This window comes from Methylobacterium sp. Leaf89, from assembly GCF_001422215.1.
Taxonomy (GTDB): Bacteria; Pseudomonadota; Alphaproteobacteria; order Rhizobiales; family Beijerinckiaceae; genus Methylobacterium.
In genome coordinates this window covers 13,903-28,899 of sequence record NZ_LMML01000009.1, presented here as the reverse complement: position 1 = coordinate 28,899, position 14,997 = coordinate 13,903, and the positions used below count along the sequence as shown (strand labels likewise).

The 14,997-nt window shown below is 76.3% G+C and carries 10 protein-coding genes; 6 read left to right on the top strand and 4 right to left on the bottom strand.

Features of this window, described 5'->3' with window-relative positions:
• Positions 1 to 23: 23 nt before the first annotated feature.
• The gene (locus ASF18_RS03910; protein ID WP_200917500.1) at positions 24 to 2,480 is read left to right on the top strand and encodes a DNA topoisomerase; all 2,457 of its coding nucleotides are present in this window, start codon (positions 24 to 26) and stop codon (positions 2,478 to 2,480) included.
• 25 nt (positions 2,481 to 2,505) lie between these two features.
• Here ASF18_RS03910 and ASF18_RS25015 read toward each other — a convergent pair whose 3' ends face one another.
• The gene (locus tag ASF18_RS25015) at positions 2,506 to 2,634 is read right to left on the bottom strand and encodes a hypothetical protein (RefSeq protein WP_274533541.1); all 129 of its coding nucleotides are present in this window, start codon (positions 2,632 to 2,634) and stop codon (positions 2,506 to 2,508) included.
• Between the two features lie 454 nt (positions 2,635 to 3,088).
• Between ASF18_RS25015 and rocF the strand changes: the two genes are divergently transcribed.
• Positions 3,089 to 4,018: an arginase gene (gene rocF, locus ASF18_RS03905; protein ID WP_056349695.1), complete on the top strand. Its 930-nt coding sequence runs from the start codon at positions 3,089 to 3,091 to the stop codon at positions 4,016 to 4,018.
• A 145-nt stretch (positions 4,019 to 4,163) separates the two neighbouring features.
• Here the strand turns inward: rocF and ASF18_RS03900 are convergent, their stop codons facing one another.
• On the bottom strand, positions 4,164 to 4,619 hold the full coding sequence (locus tag ASF18_RS03900; protein WP_056349691.1) for an Rrf2 family transcriptional regulator: 456 nt from the start codon (positions 4,617 to 4,619) through the stop codon (positions 4,164 to 4,166).
• 311 nt (positions 4,620 to 4,930) lie between these two features.
• The gene (locus tag ASF18_RS03895) at positions 4,931 to 5,389 is read right to left on the bottom strand and encodes a hypothetical protein (RefSeq protein WP_056349688.1); all 459 of its coding nucleotides are present in this window, start codon (positions 5,387 to 5,389) and stop codon (positions 4,931 to 4,933) included.
• 191 nt (positions 5,390 to 5,580) lie between these two features.
• On the opposite strand from ASF18_RS03895, the gene ASF18_RS23510 reads away from it, so the two are divergent.
• Positions 5,581 to 5,724 carry a hypothetical protein gene (locus tag ASF18_RS23510; protein WP_156389683.1) on the top strand — a complete coding sequence of 48 codons (144 nt, stop codon included), beginning with the start codon at positions 5,581 to 5,583 and terminating at the stop codon, positions 5,722 to 5,724.
• A 77-nt stretch (positions 5,725 to 5,801) separates the two neighbouring features.
• Here ASF18_RS23510 and ASF18_RS03890 read toward each other — a convergent pair whose 3' ends face one another.
• The gene (locus ASF18_RS03890) at positions 5,802 to 5,975 is read right to left on the bottom strand and encodes a hypothetical protein (RefSeq protein ID WP_200917498.1); all 174 of its coding nucleotides are present in this window, start codon (positions 5,973 to 5,975) and stop codon (positions 5,802 to 5,804) included.
• Between the two features lie 342 nt (positions 5,976 to 6,317).
• Here ASF18_RS03890 and putA point away from each other — a divergent pair, with 342 nt between their 5' ends.
• From putA to ASF18_RS03875, 3 genes are all read left to right on the top strand, one after another.
• Positions 6,318 to 10,013 carry a bifunctional proline dehydrogenase/L-glutamate gamma-semialdehyde dehydrogenase PutA gene (gene putA, locus ASF18_RS03885; RefSeq protein WP_056349682.1) on the top strand — a complete coding sequence of 1,232 codons (3,696 nt, stop codon included), beginning with the start codon at positions 6,318 to 6,320 and terminating at the stop codon, positions 10,011 to 10,013.
• Between the two features lie 154 nt (positions 10,014 to 10,167).
• Entirely contained in the window at positions 10,168 to 11,418 is a 1,251-nt protein-coding gene (locus tag ASF18_RS03880) for a DNA repair exonuclease (RefSeq protein ID WP_056276956.1), read from the top strand.
• 96 nt (positions 11,419 to 11,514) lie between these two features.
• Positions 11,515 to 14,967: a YhaN family protein gene (locus tag ASF18_RS03875; protein ID WP_056349679.1), complete on the top strand. Its 3,453-nt coding sequence runs from the start codon at positions 11,515 to 11,517 to the stop codon at positions 14,965 to 14,967.
• Positions 14,968 to 14,997 lie beyond the last annotated feature (30 nt).

Here is a 14,997-nt window from a genome sequence, read left to right as displayed (position 1 = left end):
TTCCAGCCCGTGTGCCCCATCCCATGTCCCCTGCCCCGCCCGGCCGCACGCTGTTCTTCTTCGAGAAGCCGTCGGCGATGCGTCAGCTCCAGCGCTACTTCCGCTCGCCCGGCACCGTCTGCGTCGCGGCCGAGGGGCACCTGCTCGCCGCCGAGGAGCCGGGCCGGATCCGGCCGGACTGGAAGGTCTGGCAGTTCGAGGCCCTGCCGATCGTCCTCGACACCCTGCCGGTGATCTGCGGCACCAACCGGTCCGGCCAGTCGCATGCGGGCAAGCTCGCGGCGATCGGCCAGGCCCTGCGGGGCGTCGAGCGCGTCATCATCGCCACCGATCCGGGGCGGGAGGGGTCGATGATCGCCTGGGAGGTGCTGGAGCATCTCGGCTGGCGCGGCCGGGTCGACCGCCTCAAGCTCGGCGCCCTCGACGACGTCTCCGTCCGGCGGGCCTTCGCCATGCTGGCCCGGGAGCCGGAATCCGGCGAGCGGGACTACGCCGCCTACCTGGAGGCGCTGTGCCGGCAATACGAGGATTACCATCTCGGCCTCAACGGCACGCGCGCGATCTCCCTGCGCCTGCGGCCGCCCGCCTTCCGCGAGCCCTGGCGCTTCGGCGGGGTGCAGACGCCCACGCTCGCCATCCTGGCGGACCTCGAGGCGCGCATCCGGGCCTTCGTCCCGCAGGACTTCTTCAAGGTGGCGCTGCACGCCGAGACCGGCACGGGAGCGGCCCTGACCCTGTGGCACCTCCCCAAGGAGCGGATCTTCGAACGCGCCGCGGCCGAGACCATCCGGGCGGCGGCGACCGCGTGGTCCGGGCCCCTCGGGGTGACGCAGCGGGACGTCCGCCGGGCGCCGCCGCGCCTGTTCTCGAAGGACACCCTGGCCCGCCGCTGCGCCAAGCGCTTCGGCTGGGACCCCCAGCACACGGCGCGGCTCGCGCAGGATCTCTACGACCAGGGCTATCTCAGCTATCCGCGCACCGAGTCGGATGCCCTGCCCGAGGGGCAGGCCGGGGATGCGGGCGCGGTGCTGGCCGCCATCGCTTCCGTGCTACCGGACCTCGGCGCCCTGCTGACCGCGGCGCCGCCCGTCATCCGGCGCGGGGCGCGGGGGCACTACGTCAAGGATCCGGGCGAGCACCACGCCATCGTGCCCCTGCGCAAGGTGCCGGAGCCCGGGCGCCTCGCGGCGGACCTCGCCCGCCTCTGGGAGCTCGTGGCCAAGGCCTATGGCGCCGCGCACCTGCCCGACGGCATCGATGCGCGCACCGAGGTCGTGGCCGAGGTGGCGACGCCCCTCGGCGCGAAGCGCTTCGCGGTCGGCGGGCGCGTCGTGCGCGCGCCGGGCTGGCGCGCCCTCTACGGGGCGGAGGCCGAGGTCGAGGCCGATCCCGTTCCGGGCAAGGCCCGGCCCGAGGACGAGGCCCGCGCCACCCGCCTGCCCGCCTTGCGCGACGGGGAGGCGGCCAGGGCCGCCGGTGCCGAGATCGTCGAGGCCGTGACCGAGCCGCCCCGCCGGATCACCCGGGGCGAGCTTCCCGTGGTGATGGGCCGCCTGATCGACCAGGTGGACGATCCGGCGGCGAAGCGGGCCCTGGAGAACCCCGTCAACCCGAACGAGCCGAAGGGGCTCGGCACGGCCGCGACCCGGGACACCATCCTGCCCAAGCTCCTGAAGAGCCACTACCTCGCCCTCGGGGACGGCAAGGACCCGGCCCTCACGGTGACCGAGGTGGGGCTCGCCTTCATCGCGGCGGTGCGGCGGGTGTTTCCGGCCTATGGCGACCCGGTGGGCCGGGCGTCGTTCGAGGCGGAGCTCGCCGAGATCGGCCGGGCGCCCACCCGGGTCGAGGCGCGGGCGCGGGCCGAGGCCTTCCGGCAGCGCACCCGCACCCGCCTCGACGGCCTGATCGCCGCCATCGCGCAGGCGGAGGTGGTCAGCCTGGACCCGAGCCTGATCCCGCCGTCGCGGGGACGCGGAGCCGCGGGCGGCGGCGATCGTCCGCCCACGCCGGCCATGGTCGCCTTCGCGGTCGCGCTGGCGGCCCGCAAGGGCATCCCGCTGCCCCGCGGCTGCAAGAGCAGCCTCGCCCGCTGCCGGGCCTTCCTGGATGCCGAGGCCGGTCCCGCCGCGTCACGAACGGCGGCGCCGGGCGCGGCCGGCGGGCCGCGTGCCCCCAGCGCGGCGATGCTGCGCTATGCCCGGACCCTGGCGGCGGAGCGCGGCCTGGACTGCCCGCCCGAGGTCGAGACGCAGTTCGAGGCCTGCCGCCGGTTCCTCGACGCCCAGGCGGCGCCGACGCGGACGGGGCCGACCGCGCGCCAGGCGAGGCCGGGGCCGGTCAAGCCGACGCCCGGCGGGGCGGCCGGCCGGGGCCTCGCGAAGGCTGCCGGCAAGGAGGCCGGCCGGGGGATCGCGAAGGAGGCCGGCACGGCGGCGGGGCGGCCGCGCCGGAGGACGGCCGGTCGCGGCGCCGGCTGATCGGGACCCGGCTGCGGGCCCGGGTTCAGGTGGCGGCCGGACGGCCGCGCAGGAGGCCGCCGAAGCTGTGGAACGGCAGCCAGAGGAGCTTCAGGAACGCCCGGATCGTCAGGACGGCGGCGACGGTGAAGAGCGCCAGCAGCGTTTTGATCATGGGAGAGACTCCTTGTGCATGGTCGTGGCCGCTGCGTGATCCAGGGCCCCGACCCGCCCCACTGGGCTCGGAGAAACGGGCGGGATTATGGAGGCGCCGCCGAATTCGGGACTCATCGGCGAAGCCTCCCTCCGGTCCGCCGGCCGCGCGCCGGTGCCGGAGGAACGGCGGCACGCTGCGACCGGAATGGTTAACAAAACATGGCGGCCGGGATGCCGAGCCCCGCACGGGGCGGCGGAGACCGAGGGGGCGACGAAGACCTGCGGCGTCCCGCCCGGAACGAGCGTCACGGGGATCGCCTATCCTGCGTCCGGCAGGCCGGATCGCGCCGGGCCCGGCCCCGGCACGGGCCTGGCAAGACCGAGTCGGCAACACCCCGCCCGGGCAACGTCGCCTGGGCAACACGGCCCCGCGAGGGGGCCGAGCGAACGGGGCTGCGGAGCGAGACCCGACCATGACGAACCGACGCTGCATCCTTCTCGGCGCCCGCGTGCAGGAGGGCGCCGGCCGCCTCGGCTGCGACATGGGGCCGAGCGCCTACCGGGCCGCGGGCCTCGCCGAGACCCTCGGGGGCCTCGGCCTCTCCATCGTCGATGCGGGCGACCTCGCGCCGGCCCTCGCCGAGGAGCGGGCCCATCCCAACGGGGCCCTGCGCCACCTCGGCGCCTTCGCGGCCTGGACCGAGGCCCTGGCCGAGGCCGCCTACCGGCACAGCGCCGAGGGCCTCCCGATCTTCCTCGGCGGCGATCACAGCCTGTCGGCCGGAACCCTGTCGGGGCTCGGGCGCCGGGCGGCGCAGGAGGGGCGGCCCCTGTTCGTGCTCTGGCTGGATGCGCACGCGGATTTCCACACCCTCGACACCACCACGAGCGGCAACCTCCACGGCGTCCCCCTCGCCTACGCCACCGGCCGGCGCGGCTTTTCCGGCTACCTGCCGGCCCCCGCCGCCCCGATCGACCCCCGCAACGTCTGCCTGATGGGCACCCGCAGCCTCGACCCGGCGGAGCGCGTGGCGGTGCTCGAGGCCGGCGTGCTCATCCACGACATGCGCAGCATCGACGAGGTCGGCGTCGTCGCCCCCCTGCGGGCCTTCCTCGGGCAGGTCGCCGCGGCCGGCGGACGGCTGCATGTCAGCCTCGACGTGGATTTCCTGGACCCCGGCATCGCGCCGGGGGTCGGCACCACGGTGCTGGGGGGCGCGACCTTCCGCGAGGCGCACCTGATCATGGAGATGCTCCACGATTCCCGCCTGGTCGGCAGCCTCGACCTCGTCGAGCTCAACCCGTTCCTCGACGAGCGCGGACGCACGGCCCTCCTCATGGTGGATCTCGCCGCCAGCCTGATGGGCCGGACCGTGCTCGACCGGCCGACGCAGAGCTACTGAGGCGTCCCGCCGCGTCCCGGGCGGCCCCCCCAGTCCCCACCGGACACCGACCGTCTGATCCCTTCGGGAGGGTGGATCCGGGCTTCGCTCGAGCGCCGCGCAGGCTCGCCGATACGGCCACCGCTGCGATCGAGCGGAGCCCGTATCAGAGGGGTGTTTGGGTGCGCGGAGCCTCCAGGCCGAGCAGCTGCGCGACCGCGCCCCCCGATCCGCCGATCAGGTCCGCCAGGGTGACCTGGTCGAGCACCGCCAGGAAGGCGTTCAGGGCATCCCCGAGAACCTGCTGCAGGCGGCAGCTCGGGGTCAGGACGCAGGCGGCCCCGGAGAAGCACGCCACCAGGGCGAAATCCTCCTCCGTCGCCCGGACGACCGTGCCGAGGCAGATCTCGGCCGCGGGCCGCCCGAGGCGGAGACCGCCGCCACGGCCGCGCGTGGTCCGGATCAGCCCGAGTTGACCCAGCTTGTGCACCACCTTGGTGAGATGGCTCTCCGAGATGCGATAGGCGCGGGCGATCTCCGCCGTGGAACTCCGCCGCTCGCCGTTGACCCCGAGGTAGATCAGGGTGCGGAGGGCATAATCGGTGTGGAGCGTGAGGCGCATGGCGTTCACTCGGACGCGTGAGAGCGAGTCCGTGACGCACGGGCCCCGCGCGGGCCGCCTGGCAGGGGGCGCTTCCCGCGCGCACCGTATCCCGGCGTTGTCTCGGGGGGGGCGACGTCCCGGGGATCGGGCACATGCGGCGGCAAGCCAACCGTTGCGCGACGGACAGAGATCACGGCGTGGATGGATGTGCGACGCTGCGCCTTTGTCGTCTTTTTATCATGGATCGGACGCCTTGGAACGGTACGTTCCGATCCGAATGGGCTTTCGCGCGTGTTTGTCGGGCCGGTTGCAGCCTCGGGGCCGGCACCTTAATCGGCGGCGCGGGGGGGACGCCGCTGCGCCCAGTCCCGGTCCCGGGCGGCCTGGGCCTCGCGGACCTCGCCGGACCAGTGCTCCCAGTCCGGATCGGCGGCCTGCGGGCGCCGGCGGGCACGGGCCGTTGCCTTCTTGCGCCGCGCCTCGTCCGCCGCCTTCTGCCGCCGCAACTCCTCCACCGTCACCGGTTCCGGGGCGGGCCTGGGCGTCGCCCAGGCGTAGGTCCGCTCGGCGGGCCGGCGCGGCCGGTCGTGGTCCGGGGCGGGGGCCCGGCCGGCGTCCGGGCGACCGGCATCCGCCAGGACGAGCGCGTCGGCGAGGCTGAGACCGGCGGCGGCCGCCACCCGGGTCGCGGCCGCGCGTCCGGCCGCGCGCTCGCCGGGCGTGGCCCCGCGCTCCATCAGTGCGCGACACTTCGCGAACCGGTCGCGATCCAGGATCCGTGCAGCCATGGCCCACCCTACGGCCAAAGGCGACGGCGCGCCCCGGTCGCGTGCGGCCGTCCACAGCGCAGGCCGGGTGCGTCTCGGCACCGCGAAACGGGCCGGAACGCTCCATGGAGGACCCGGGCCCAGGCCCGCAGCCATCGCAGGCGACGATTCGATCCCAACCCGCCGATCCCCACCCGGCCGAGGAGATTCCGATGATTGCCGCAGGTCCGTTTCGCTGGCTCCTGACCCTCGTCGCAATGGTTTCGCCCTTCGCCGCCGCGACCTGCGGCGCCGCCGGCCGGAGCAGCCTCCAGCCGGAAGCCGACACCCACGTGGTGTATCGCCACTTTCTGTAGGTCCTGCTGCACGCCCTGACGCGTCGACGCCTGCCGCAGGACCCGCTCGACGGGGTTCGGGCGGGGCGCGACGGCGTTCAGGCCTGGCCGGCGACGATGGCGGCCCCCTCGATCAGGGAGAACAGGATCCCGGCCGCTTGGAGCGCGGCGACGGCCCGGTACCGGCTGGATGGGCCGGGGGCCTCCGCGCGCCCCTCCGGGCGTTGGACGGTCGAGAACGAGAGCCCGCTGGCCCGGGACAGATCGGTCATGGACCCGTCGAGGAAGGCGCGCGCGGCGCGGATGTGATGCCCTTCGCGGCGCGGCGCCAGCCCCACCAGCATCGGGCCCGAGGCACACAGGGGGGGGCTGGGGTCTCGGGCACGGACGTCCAGGCGCGGGCCGATCGCTCGACCCGGGAAAACTTACGGCTTCTGCTTTGGAGCGTCCGGTTTACGCAGGGACTATACTGGATTTCTCGCGATATCCCTGCTTGCCTAATGTTGGGAAAACGGCTCGGGACGTCCCTCCGCGGGCGGGGCCTCGACTCGCGGTGCGTCGCGTCCCATCCTCCCCGGCCGGGGCGGCGGTTCCGCCCGAACCGTGAGCCCGCGATGCGCCCTGCCGATCCGGCACCGCCGTCAGCCCGCCCCTTCGGTGCGTTCCTGGGGCCGCGTGCCGCGCCGACGCCCCTGCGTCGGCGCCTGACCGCGGAGACCCGCGCGCCCGAGCCCGAGCGCGTCGCCGCCTGCCTGGAGGCGGTGACGACGGATCCCGGGGCCGCGGCGGTCACCGCGCGCCTCGCGCACGCGCTCGTCGGACGCCTGCGCGCCCAGGGCCCGGTCGGCGGAGTCCAGGGCCTGCTGCGGGAATACAGCCTGTCGACGGAGGAGGGCGTGGCCCTGATGTGCCTCGCCGAGGCGCTGCTGCGCATTCCCGATCCGGAGACCCGCGACGCGCTGATCCGCGACACGATCGGACAGGGGGACTGGGCGGCCCATCTCGGGCACAGCCCCTCGCTCTTCGTCAACGCGGCCACCTGGGGGCTGGTGCTCACCGGACGCCTCGCCCGCGCCGCGGAGCGCCGCGAGGCGGGGCTGTCCGGCTCCCTCGCCCGGGTCGTCGCCCGGGGCGGCGAGCCCCTGGTCCGCGAGGGCGTCGACCAGGCCATGCGCCTCATGGGCGGCCAGTACGTCGCCGGCGAGACCATCGCGCAGGCCCTGCGCCAGGCCCGCCACCAGGAGGCGCGCGGCTTCACCCACTCCTTCGACATGCTCGGCGAGGCGGCGATGAATGCGGCCGACGCCGCGCACTACACGGCCGACTACACGCACGCCATCCACGCCATCGGGGCGGCCTCGGCGGGGCGCGGCCTCGTCTCCGGCCCCGGCATCTCGATCAAGCTCTCGGCCCTGCATCCGCGCTACGTCCGCGCCCAGCGGGACCGGGTGATGGCCGAACTCCTGCCCCGCGTCGCCGCCCTGGCCCGCCTCGCCCGCCACGACGACATCGGCCTCACCATCGACGCCGAGGAGGCCGATCGCCTCGATCTCTCCCTCGACATCTTGGAGGCCCTCTGCGCCGACCCGGACCTGGCCGGCTGGAACGGCCTCGGCTTCGTGGTGCAGGCCTACCAGAAGCGGGCGCTGACGCTGGTCGCGGTCCTCGTCGACCTCGCCCGCCGCTCCGGGCGCCGCCTCATGGTCCGCCTCGTCAAGGGCGCCTACTGGGACACCGAGATCAAGCGGGCGCAGGTGGCGGGCCTGGAGGACTTCCCCGTCTTCACCCGCAAGGTCCACACCGACCTGTCGTACCGCGCCTGCGCGGAGCGGATGCTCGCCGCCCCCGACGCGATCTTCCCGCAATTCGCCACCCACAACGCCCAGACCCTGGCCGCCCTCCACACCCTGGCGGGGCCCGACTTCCGGCTCGGACGCTACGAGTTCCAGTGCCTGCACGGCATGGGCGAGGCCCTCTACGCGGCGGTGGTGGGACCGGACGGGCTCGACCGCCCCTGCCGGATCTACGCGCCGGTGGGGACCCACGAGACGCTGCTGGCCTACCTCGTGCGCCGCCTCCTCGAGAACGGCGCCAACACCTCCTTCGTCAACCGGGTCGCGGATGCGCGGGTGGCCGTCGCCGACCTCGCCGCCGACCCGGTCGCGGTGGTGCGGGCCGCGCAGCCTCCCGGCGCCCCCCACCCGGCGATCCGGAAGCCCCGCGACCTCGTCCCCGACCGGGTCGCGGCCGCCGGCCTCGACCTGTCCGACGAGCAGGGGCTGGCCGATCTCGCCGGCCGCCTGGCGGCGGAGGGTGCGCGTCTCTGGCGGGCGGTGCCGATGCTGGCCGGAGCCGAGGGCGCCGGGCCGGCCCGGGACGTCCGCAACCCGGCCGACCGGGCGGACCGCGTCGGCACCGTGGTGGAGGCCGGGCCGGATGGCCTGGCGGAGGCCCTGGCCCGGGCCGGGACCGGGGCGGCGGCCTGGGCCGCGCGGCCGGGGGCGGACCGGGCGGCGATCCTGGAGGCGGCGGCCGAGGCGCTCGACGCGCGCCGGCCGGCGCTGCTCGCCCTCCTGATCCGCGAGGCGGGCAAGACGGCCGCCAACGCGCTGGCGGAGGTGCGGGAGGCGGTGGACTTCCTGCGCGACTATGCCGGGCAGGCCCGGGACTTCGCCCCCGCCACGCACCGGCCCCTCGGCGTCGTCGCCTGCATCAGTCCCTGGAACTTCCCCCTGGCGATCTTCACCGGCCAGGTGGCGGCGGCCCTCGCCGCCGGCAACGGCGTCCTGGCCAAGCCCGCCGAGGAGACCCCGCTGGTCGCCGCCGAGGCGGTGCGGATCCTGCGCGCGGCCGGGGTGCCGGCGGGCGCCCTCCAGCTCCTGCCCGGCGGCGGCGAGGCCGGGGCCGCCCTCGTGGCCGACCCGCGCGTGAACGGCGTCCTGTTCACCGGCTCCACCGCGGTGGCGGCGGGCATCCAGGCGACCCTCGCGCGGCGCCTCAACCCGGACGGCCGGCCCGTGCCCCTGGTGGCCGAGACCGGGGGGCTGAACGCCCTGGTGGTCGATTCCTCGGCCCTGACCGAGCAGGTGGTGGCCGATACCCTGGTCTCGGCCTTCGATTCCGCCGGCCAGCGCTGCTCGGCCCTGCGCCTGCTGGCGCTGCAGGAGGAGATCGCCGACCGGACCCTGGCCATGCTGAAGGGGGCCCTCGCCGCGTGGCGGGTCGGCAACCCGGACCGGCTGGCCACCGATATCGGGCCGGTGATCGGCGCACAGGCGCGCGACGCCATCGAGGCCCACGTCGCCGCGATGCGCGCCGCCGGATATCCCGTGTACCGGGCGCCCCTGCCGGAGGCCTGCGACCGGGGCACCTTCGTCGCCCCGACCGTGATCGAGATCCCGTCCGTCGCCGCCCTCACCCGCGAGGTCTTCGGCCCGGTGCTGCACGTGGTGCGCTTCGACCGCACCGCCTTCGCGGCGACGATCGCGGCCGTCGACGCCACCGGCTACGGCCTCACCTTCGGCGTCCAGACCCGCCTCGACACGGCGATCGCCCGGGCCTGCGCCCTGAGCGCGGCGGGCAACCTCTACGTCAACCGCAACCTCGTCGGGGCCGTGGTCGGGATGCAGCCCTTCGGCGGGCACGGCCTCTCCGGCACCGGCCCGAAGGCCGGCGGTCCGCTCCTCCTGCGGCGCCTCCTCGCCGCCGCCCCGGCCGGGACCGGCCTTCCGCCCGGGCCGCCCGCCCCGGCGGCCCTCGCCTGGGTCCGGTGGCTGCGCGACCAGGGCCGGCCCGGGGAGGCCGCGGCTGCGGAAGCGCGGATCGCCCAAAGCCCGGTGGGCGGCGGGCTCCGGCTGCCGGGCCCGGTGGGCGAGGAGAACCGCTACGACCTGCATCCGCGCGGCACCATCCTGTGCCGGGCGGCGACCGGGCCGGGGCTCGCGGCCCAGATCGGCGCGGCGCTCGCCACCGGCAACCGCGTCGTTCTCAGTCCCACCGCGCCGGCCCAAGTCCTCCTCGCCGCCCTGCCGCACCCCCTGCCGCACGATCTGGACGGCTTCATCCGGGCCGCCGATCCGGAGACCGCCGCCGACGCGGTCCTGTGGGAGGGCGCGTCCGAGGCCCTGACGGCCTTCGCCGCGGCCCTCGCCGCCCGTCCCGGCCCCCTGGTGGCCATCCACCGGCCCCGCCCCGATCCGGCCGCCGGCTGCGAGGCCTACCCGGTCGAGGGCCTCGTCCGCGAGCGCGTGGTCAGCCGCAACACGGCGGCGGCCGGCGGCAACGCCGGCCTGATGACCCTGGACGGATGAGGGCCGCCGGCGCGATCGGAGACGAAAGCCTCGGGATCGCAGGGGCTTGTGGGCGGATCCGGGCGCCCACGTTGCAATCGGGCGCCAAACCCGCGACCCTGGCGCCCGCATCTTCCCGCCCCGGCCGCCTCTCAGGGCCCCTCATCCGCACCGCATGTCCGCGTTCACCTTCATCCACGCCGCCGACCTGCATCTCGGCAGCCCGCTCAGCGGCCTCGCTCTCAAGGACCCCGACATCGCCCGGCGCTTCGCCTCGGCGGGGCGCCGGGCCTTCGAGGATCTCGTCACCCTGGCGATCGAGCGGAGCGTCGCCTTCCTGATCGTGGCCGGCGACGTCTATGACGGCGACTGGTCCGACAACACCATCGGGCTGTTCTTCGCCCGGCAGGTCGCCCGCCTCGACCGGGCCGGCATCCCCGTCATCCTGGTGCGCGGCAACCACGACGCCGAGAGCGTCATCACCCGCTCGATCACCCTGCCGGACTCCGTGCGCAGCTTCCCGACGAGCCGGGCCGAGACCCACCGCCTCGAGCCCTTCAAGGTGGCGCTGCACGGGCGCAGCTTTCCCAACCGGGCGGTGGAGGAGAACTACGCTCTCACCTATCCGCCCGCCCTGCCGGGCTGGTTCAACATCGGCATCCTGCACACCTCCTGCACCGGCCACGCGGCCCACGCCACCTACGCCCCCTGCTCGGTGGCGGACCTGGCGGGGCGGGGCTACGCCTACTGGGCGCTCGGCCACGTGCACGAGTACGCCGAACTCGCCCGCGACCCCTGGATCGTGTTTCCGGGCAACCTGCAGGGGCGCAGCATCCGGGAGCCCGGCCAGAAGGGCGCCGTCGCGGTGTCCGTCGCCGACGGGCGGGTTCAGGGCGTCGAGCGCCTCATCGTCGACCAAGCCCGATTCCAACCCGTCGACGTCGATCTCTCCGGCGTGGCCGACGAGCGCGCGGCGGTCGCCCGCGTCGAGGCGGCCCTGCGCCCGCTCGCGGAGGCCGCCGCGGCGCGCCTCATCGCCGTGCGGGTGCGCCTGCGGGGGGAGACCCCGGCGCACGACCGCCTGGCGGCCGACCGCGACGGGCTCACCGCCGAGATCCAGGCCGCCGCCCACCGCCTCCACGAGGACATCTGGCTGGAGCGCCTGAAGATCGAGACCGCCCGTCCGCGCCGGCCCGTCGCGGAGGCCCGCCCCGACGCCTTCGCGGCCATCGACCCCGCCACCCTGCTGGCGGCGGTGGACCACGAGCCGGACTTCCGCGCCCGCGCCCGGGCGGCGCTGGCCGAGATCGCCGCCAAGATGCCGGCCGGCCTCGCCGCCGAGGACGACCTCGCCGCCGACCTCGAGGCCCTGTGCGCGGAGGCCGAGGCGGTGATCCTCGGGCGCCTCTCCGGGCGGTCCTGCTGAACGCCGCCCCGTCGAACGACCGCCCGCCGGCAAGCGCCCCCCAAGGGTCCCGAAGCTCTTCCCGAAGCTCTTCCCGAAGCGTCCCCCAAGGTTCCGATGCGTCTCCTCTCCCTCGCCCTCGAACGCTACGGTCCCTTCACGGACCGCACCGTCACGTTCCGCGAGGACGCGCGCCTGCACGTGGTGCTGGGGGCCAACGAGGCCGGCAAGAGCTCGGCGCTCAGCGCCGTCACGGACCTCCTCTTCGGCATCGAGACGCGGACCCGCTACGACTTCCTGCACGACATGCCGCAGATGCGGATCGGCGCCGAGATCCGCGCCGCCGACGGCCGCCGGCTCGGGTTCCGGCGGCGCAAGGGCAACCGGAACACCCTCGTGGACGCCGCCGACGCGGCCCTGCCGGAGGATGCCCTGGCGCCCTTCCTCGGCGGACTGTCCCGCGAGGTGTTCTGCCGCGCCTTCGGCCTCGACGCCCGCGCCCTGCGTGCGGGGGCGGCCGAGATGATGGATGCCGAGGGCGAGGTCGGTGCCAGCCTGTTCGCGGCGGCCTCGGGCCTGCGCGGCTACAGCGGCCTCCAGGCCGAGCTCGAGACCGAGGCCGCGGGCATCTTCATGCCGCGCGCCGCCCAGAGCCGGACCTTCTACCAGGCGCTCCAGCGCTACGACGAGGCCCGCAAGGCGATCCGCGCCGGGGAGTTGCGGGCGGGCGACTGGCGCGACCTCAACGGCGAGATCGAGGCCGCCGGGGCGGCCCTCGTCGCCCTCAAGGCGGAGCGGGCGCGCATCGCCGCCGAGCAGGCCCGGCTCACCCGCCTGCGCCGGGTCGGCCCGCTTCTCCAGGCCATCGATGCGGCCGCCGCCCGCGCCGAGGCCGAGCCCGGCCTGATCGCGGTGCCGGAGGCCTGGATCGACCGCCTCGGCCAGGCCCTGGCGGCCCTGCGCACCACGGCGGAGGCGGCGGCCCGCACCCGGTCCGCCGCCGCGCAGGCCGCCCTGGCCCTGGAGCAGGTGCCGGTGGAGGAGGGCGTGCTCGCCCGGGCCGACGAGATCCTGGAGGCGTTCCGCGGCACCGACCGCTTCGACAAGGGCGGCATCGATTTGCCCCGCATCCAGGGCGAGGCCGATGCCGTCGCGCGCGAGCTCGCCCAGCTCGCGGCCCGGATCGGCCTGCCGGATGCCGAGGCCCTGCGGGCGCGCCAGCCCTCGGACGCGGCCCGCACCCGCATCGAGGGCCTGATCCGCGCGGGCCGCGAGGACGCCGCCACGATCGCCCGCCTGCGCCAGGACCTCGCCGCCCGCGAGGCCGAGCGGGACCGCCTCGCCGCCGCCACGGCGGGCGCGGGCGCCCTCGCCGATCCGGCCCCCCTGCGGGCCGACCTGAAGGCCTTCGCGGGCCTGCGCCGCGACCTCGACCGGCGCGACGACCTCGACGCCGCCCTCACCCGCGAGGCGGCCTCGATCCGGAACCAGGCCGGCCGCCTCAGCCCCCCGATCCCGGATCTCGACGCCTACGCCGCCGGACGCCCGCCCTCGGCCGAGGCGGTGGCGCGCTACCGGAGCACCCTCGACGGGGCGCTGCGCGCGCGCGACCGGGCCGCCGACCGCCTGGCGGCGGCGCAGGCGGCGGTGGCCCAGCGCCGCGCCCGCCTGGAGGCGCGCGCCGCCGGTCGGCCGATCCCGAGCCTGGCGGACCTCCTGGCCCTGCGCGCCCGCCGCGACGCCCTCCTGGCCGACCTGCCCGGGGGCGCCCCCGAGATCCTGACCCGCTTCGGCGCGGCGCTCGCCGCCGCCGACCGGGCGGCCGACGACCTCGTGAGCGACGCCGCCCGGGTGGCCGAGCAGGGGGCCGACACCCGCAGCCTCGCGGCCGAGCAGGCCGAGGCCGCCGCGGCGGACGAGGCCCTCGCCGCCTGCGAAGCGCGGCTGGCCGAGGGCGCCGCCGCCTGGCGGGCGGCCTGGGCCCCCTGCGGGATCGACCCCGCCCTCCCGGCCGAGATGGCCGCCTGGCTCACGGAGGTCGAGACCCTGCAGGATTCCGCGCAAGGGCTGGAGACCACAAGGCTGGAGCAGGCCCGGATGGCCGCCCGGGTCGAGGCCTGCCGGGCGCCCCTGGCGGATCTCAGCCGCCGGGCCGGCCTGCCCGGCCTCGACGGCCTCGATCTCGGCCGGATGCTCGCCCGCCTCGAGGACCGGGTCGGCGAACTCGCCCTGCGCTGGGAGGCGGTGCGCGAGGCCAAGACCCGCGCCGAGACCGCCGCGGAGCAGATCGCCCGCACGGCGGCGGCCCTCGCCGAGGCCCTGGCCCGCGAGGCCGCCTGGCGCACGGCCTGGGGGCCCGCCCTCGCCGATCTCGGCCTGGCGGCCGCGGCCACGCCGGACGAGGCCGAGGCGGCTTTGGCCGCCTGGCGCGCGGTGCCGGCGGCCCTGTCCGAGCGCGACAACCGCCTCGGCCGGGTCAACGGCATCGCGCGCGACATCGGGGTCCATCGCGAGGCGGTGGCGCGCCTGACCGCGGCGGTGGCGCCCGATCTCGCCGCCCTGCCCCCCACCGCCGCCATGAAGGCGCTGCACACCCGCCTGCAGGACGCCCTCAGGGGCGAGACCCGCCGGGCGGAGCTGGGGCGCCAGCGCGATGCCGCCGAGGCGGCGCGGGTGCAGGCGGCCCGGGCAGCGCAGGCCGCGGGTGCCGACCTGACCGCCCTCATGGCCGAGGGGGCGGCCGCCGGGCTGCCCCCCGGTACCGACCCGGAGGCGCTCCACGGGCGCCTCACCGCCCGCCGGGCCTGCCAGGCCGAGCTGGCCGAGCGCCGGGCCGAGCTCGCCCGGGCCGCCGACGGCCACGGCGAAGCCGATCTCCGGGCGGACCTCGCCGCCCTCACCGGCGACGACATCGAGGGATCGCTCGCCAACCTGGCGGCGGAGGCCGAGGACCTGGATCAGCGCGGACAGCGGGCCTTCGCCGACCGCGACCGGCACGAGCGCCGTCGCGCCGAGCTGGAGGGGGGCATCGGGGCCGAGCTGGCGCTCGCCCAGCGCAAGGCGGCGGAGGCCGAACTCCAGGCCAATGCCCGGCACTGGGCGGTGCTGAAGCTCGCGAGCCTGATGCTCGGCACCGCCATCGGCCGCCACCGGGCCGGCCAGCAGGACCCGCTGCTCACCCGGTCCGGCACCCTGTTCGGGGCCCTGACCGGAGGCGCCTTCGCGGGCCTCGCCCAGGATTACGACGCCGCCGACACCCCCCGCCTCGCGGGGCGCCGGGCCTCGGGCGAACTCGTGCCCGTGGAGGGCTTGAGCGAGGGCACCCGCGACCAGCTCTACCTCGCCCTGCGCCTGGCCTACCTGGAGGACTACGCCGCCCGCGCCGAGCCCGCCCCCTTCATCGGCGACGACCTGTTCCTCACCTTCGACGACGCCCGCACCGCCCACGGCCTCGAGGCCCTGGCGGCGGTGGGCGGCACGATCCAGCCGATCCTGTTCACCCACCACCGCCACGTGGCGGACCTGGCCCGGGCGCGCCTGGGGGATGCGGTGGACGTGCTCGACCTGTGAACGGCGCCGCCCCGCTTCGGGCGCGGCGCG

What these genes read in the sequence shown, in the direction of transcription:
- ASF18_RS03910 (WP_200917500.1), top strand. Translation starts at nt 24, where the DNA reads ATGTCCCCTGCCCCGCCCGGCCGCACGCTGTTCTTCTTCGAGAAGCCG.
- ASF18_RS25015 (WP_274533541.1), bottom strand. Translation starts at nt 2,634, where the DNA reads ATGATCAAAACGCTGCTGGCGCTCTTCACCGTCGCCGCCGTCCTGACG.
- rocF (WP_056349695.1), top strand. Translation starts at nt 3,089, where the DNA reads ATGACGAACCGACGCTGCATCCTTCTCGGCGCCCGCGTGCAGGAGGGC.
- ASF18_RS03900 (WP_056349691.1), bottom strand. Translation starts at nt 4,619, where the DNA reads ATGCGCCTCACGCTCCACACCGATTATGCCCTCCGCACCCTGATCTAC.
- ASF18_RS03895 (WP_056349688.1), bottom strand. Translation starts at nt 5,389, where the DNA reads ATGGCTGCACGGATCCTGGATCGCGACCGGTTCGCGAAGTGTCGCGCA.
- ASF18_RS23510 (WP_156389683.1), top strand. Translation starts at nt 5,581, where the DNA reads ATGATTGCCGCAGGTCCGTTTCGCTGGCTCCTGACCCTCGTCGCAATG.
- ASF18_RS03890 (WP_200917498.1), bottom strand. Translation starts at nt 5,975, where the DNA reads ATGACCGATCTGTCCCGGGCCAGCGGGCTCTCGTTCTCGACCGTCCAA.
- putA (WP_056349682.1), top strand. Translation starts at nt 6,318, where the DNA reads ATGCGCCCTGCCGATCCGGCACCGCCGTCAGCCCGCCCCTTCGGTGCG.
- ASF18_RS03880 (WP_056276956.1), top strand. Translation starts at nt 10,168, where the DNA reads ATGTCCGCGTTCACCTTCATCCACGCCGCCGACCTGCATCTCGGCAGC.
- ASF18_RS03875 (WP_056349679.1), top strand. Translation starts at nt 11,515, where the DNA reads ATGCGTCTCCTCTCCCTCGCCCTCGAACGCTACGGTCCCTTCACGGAC.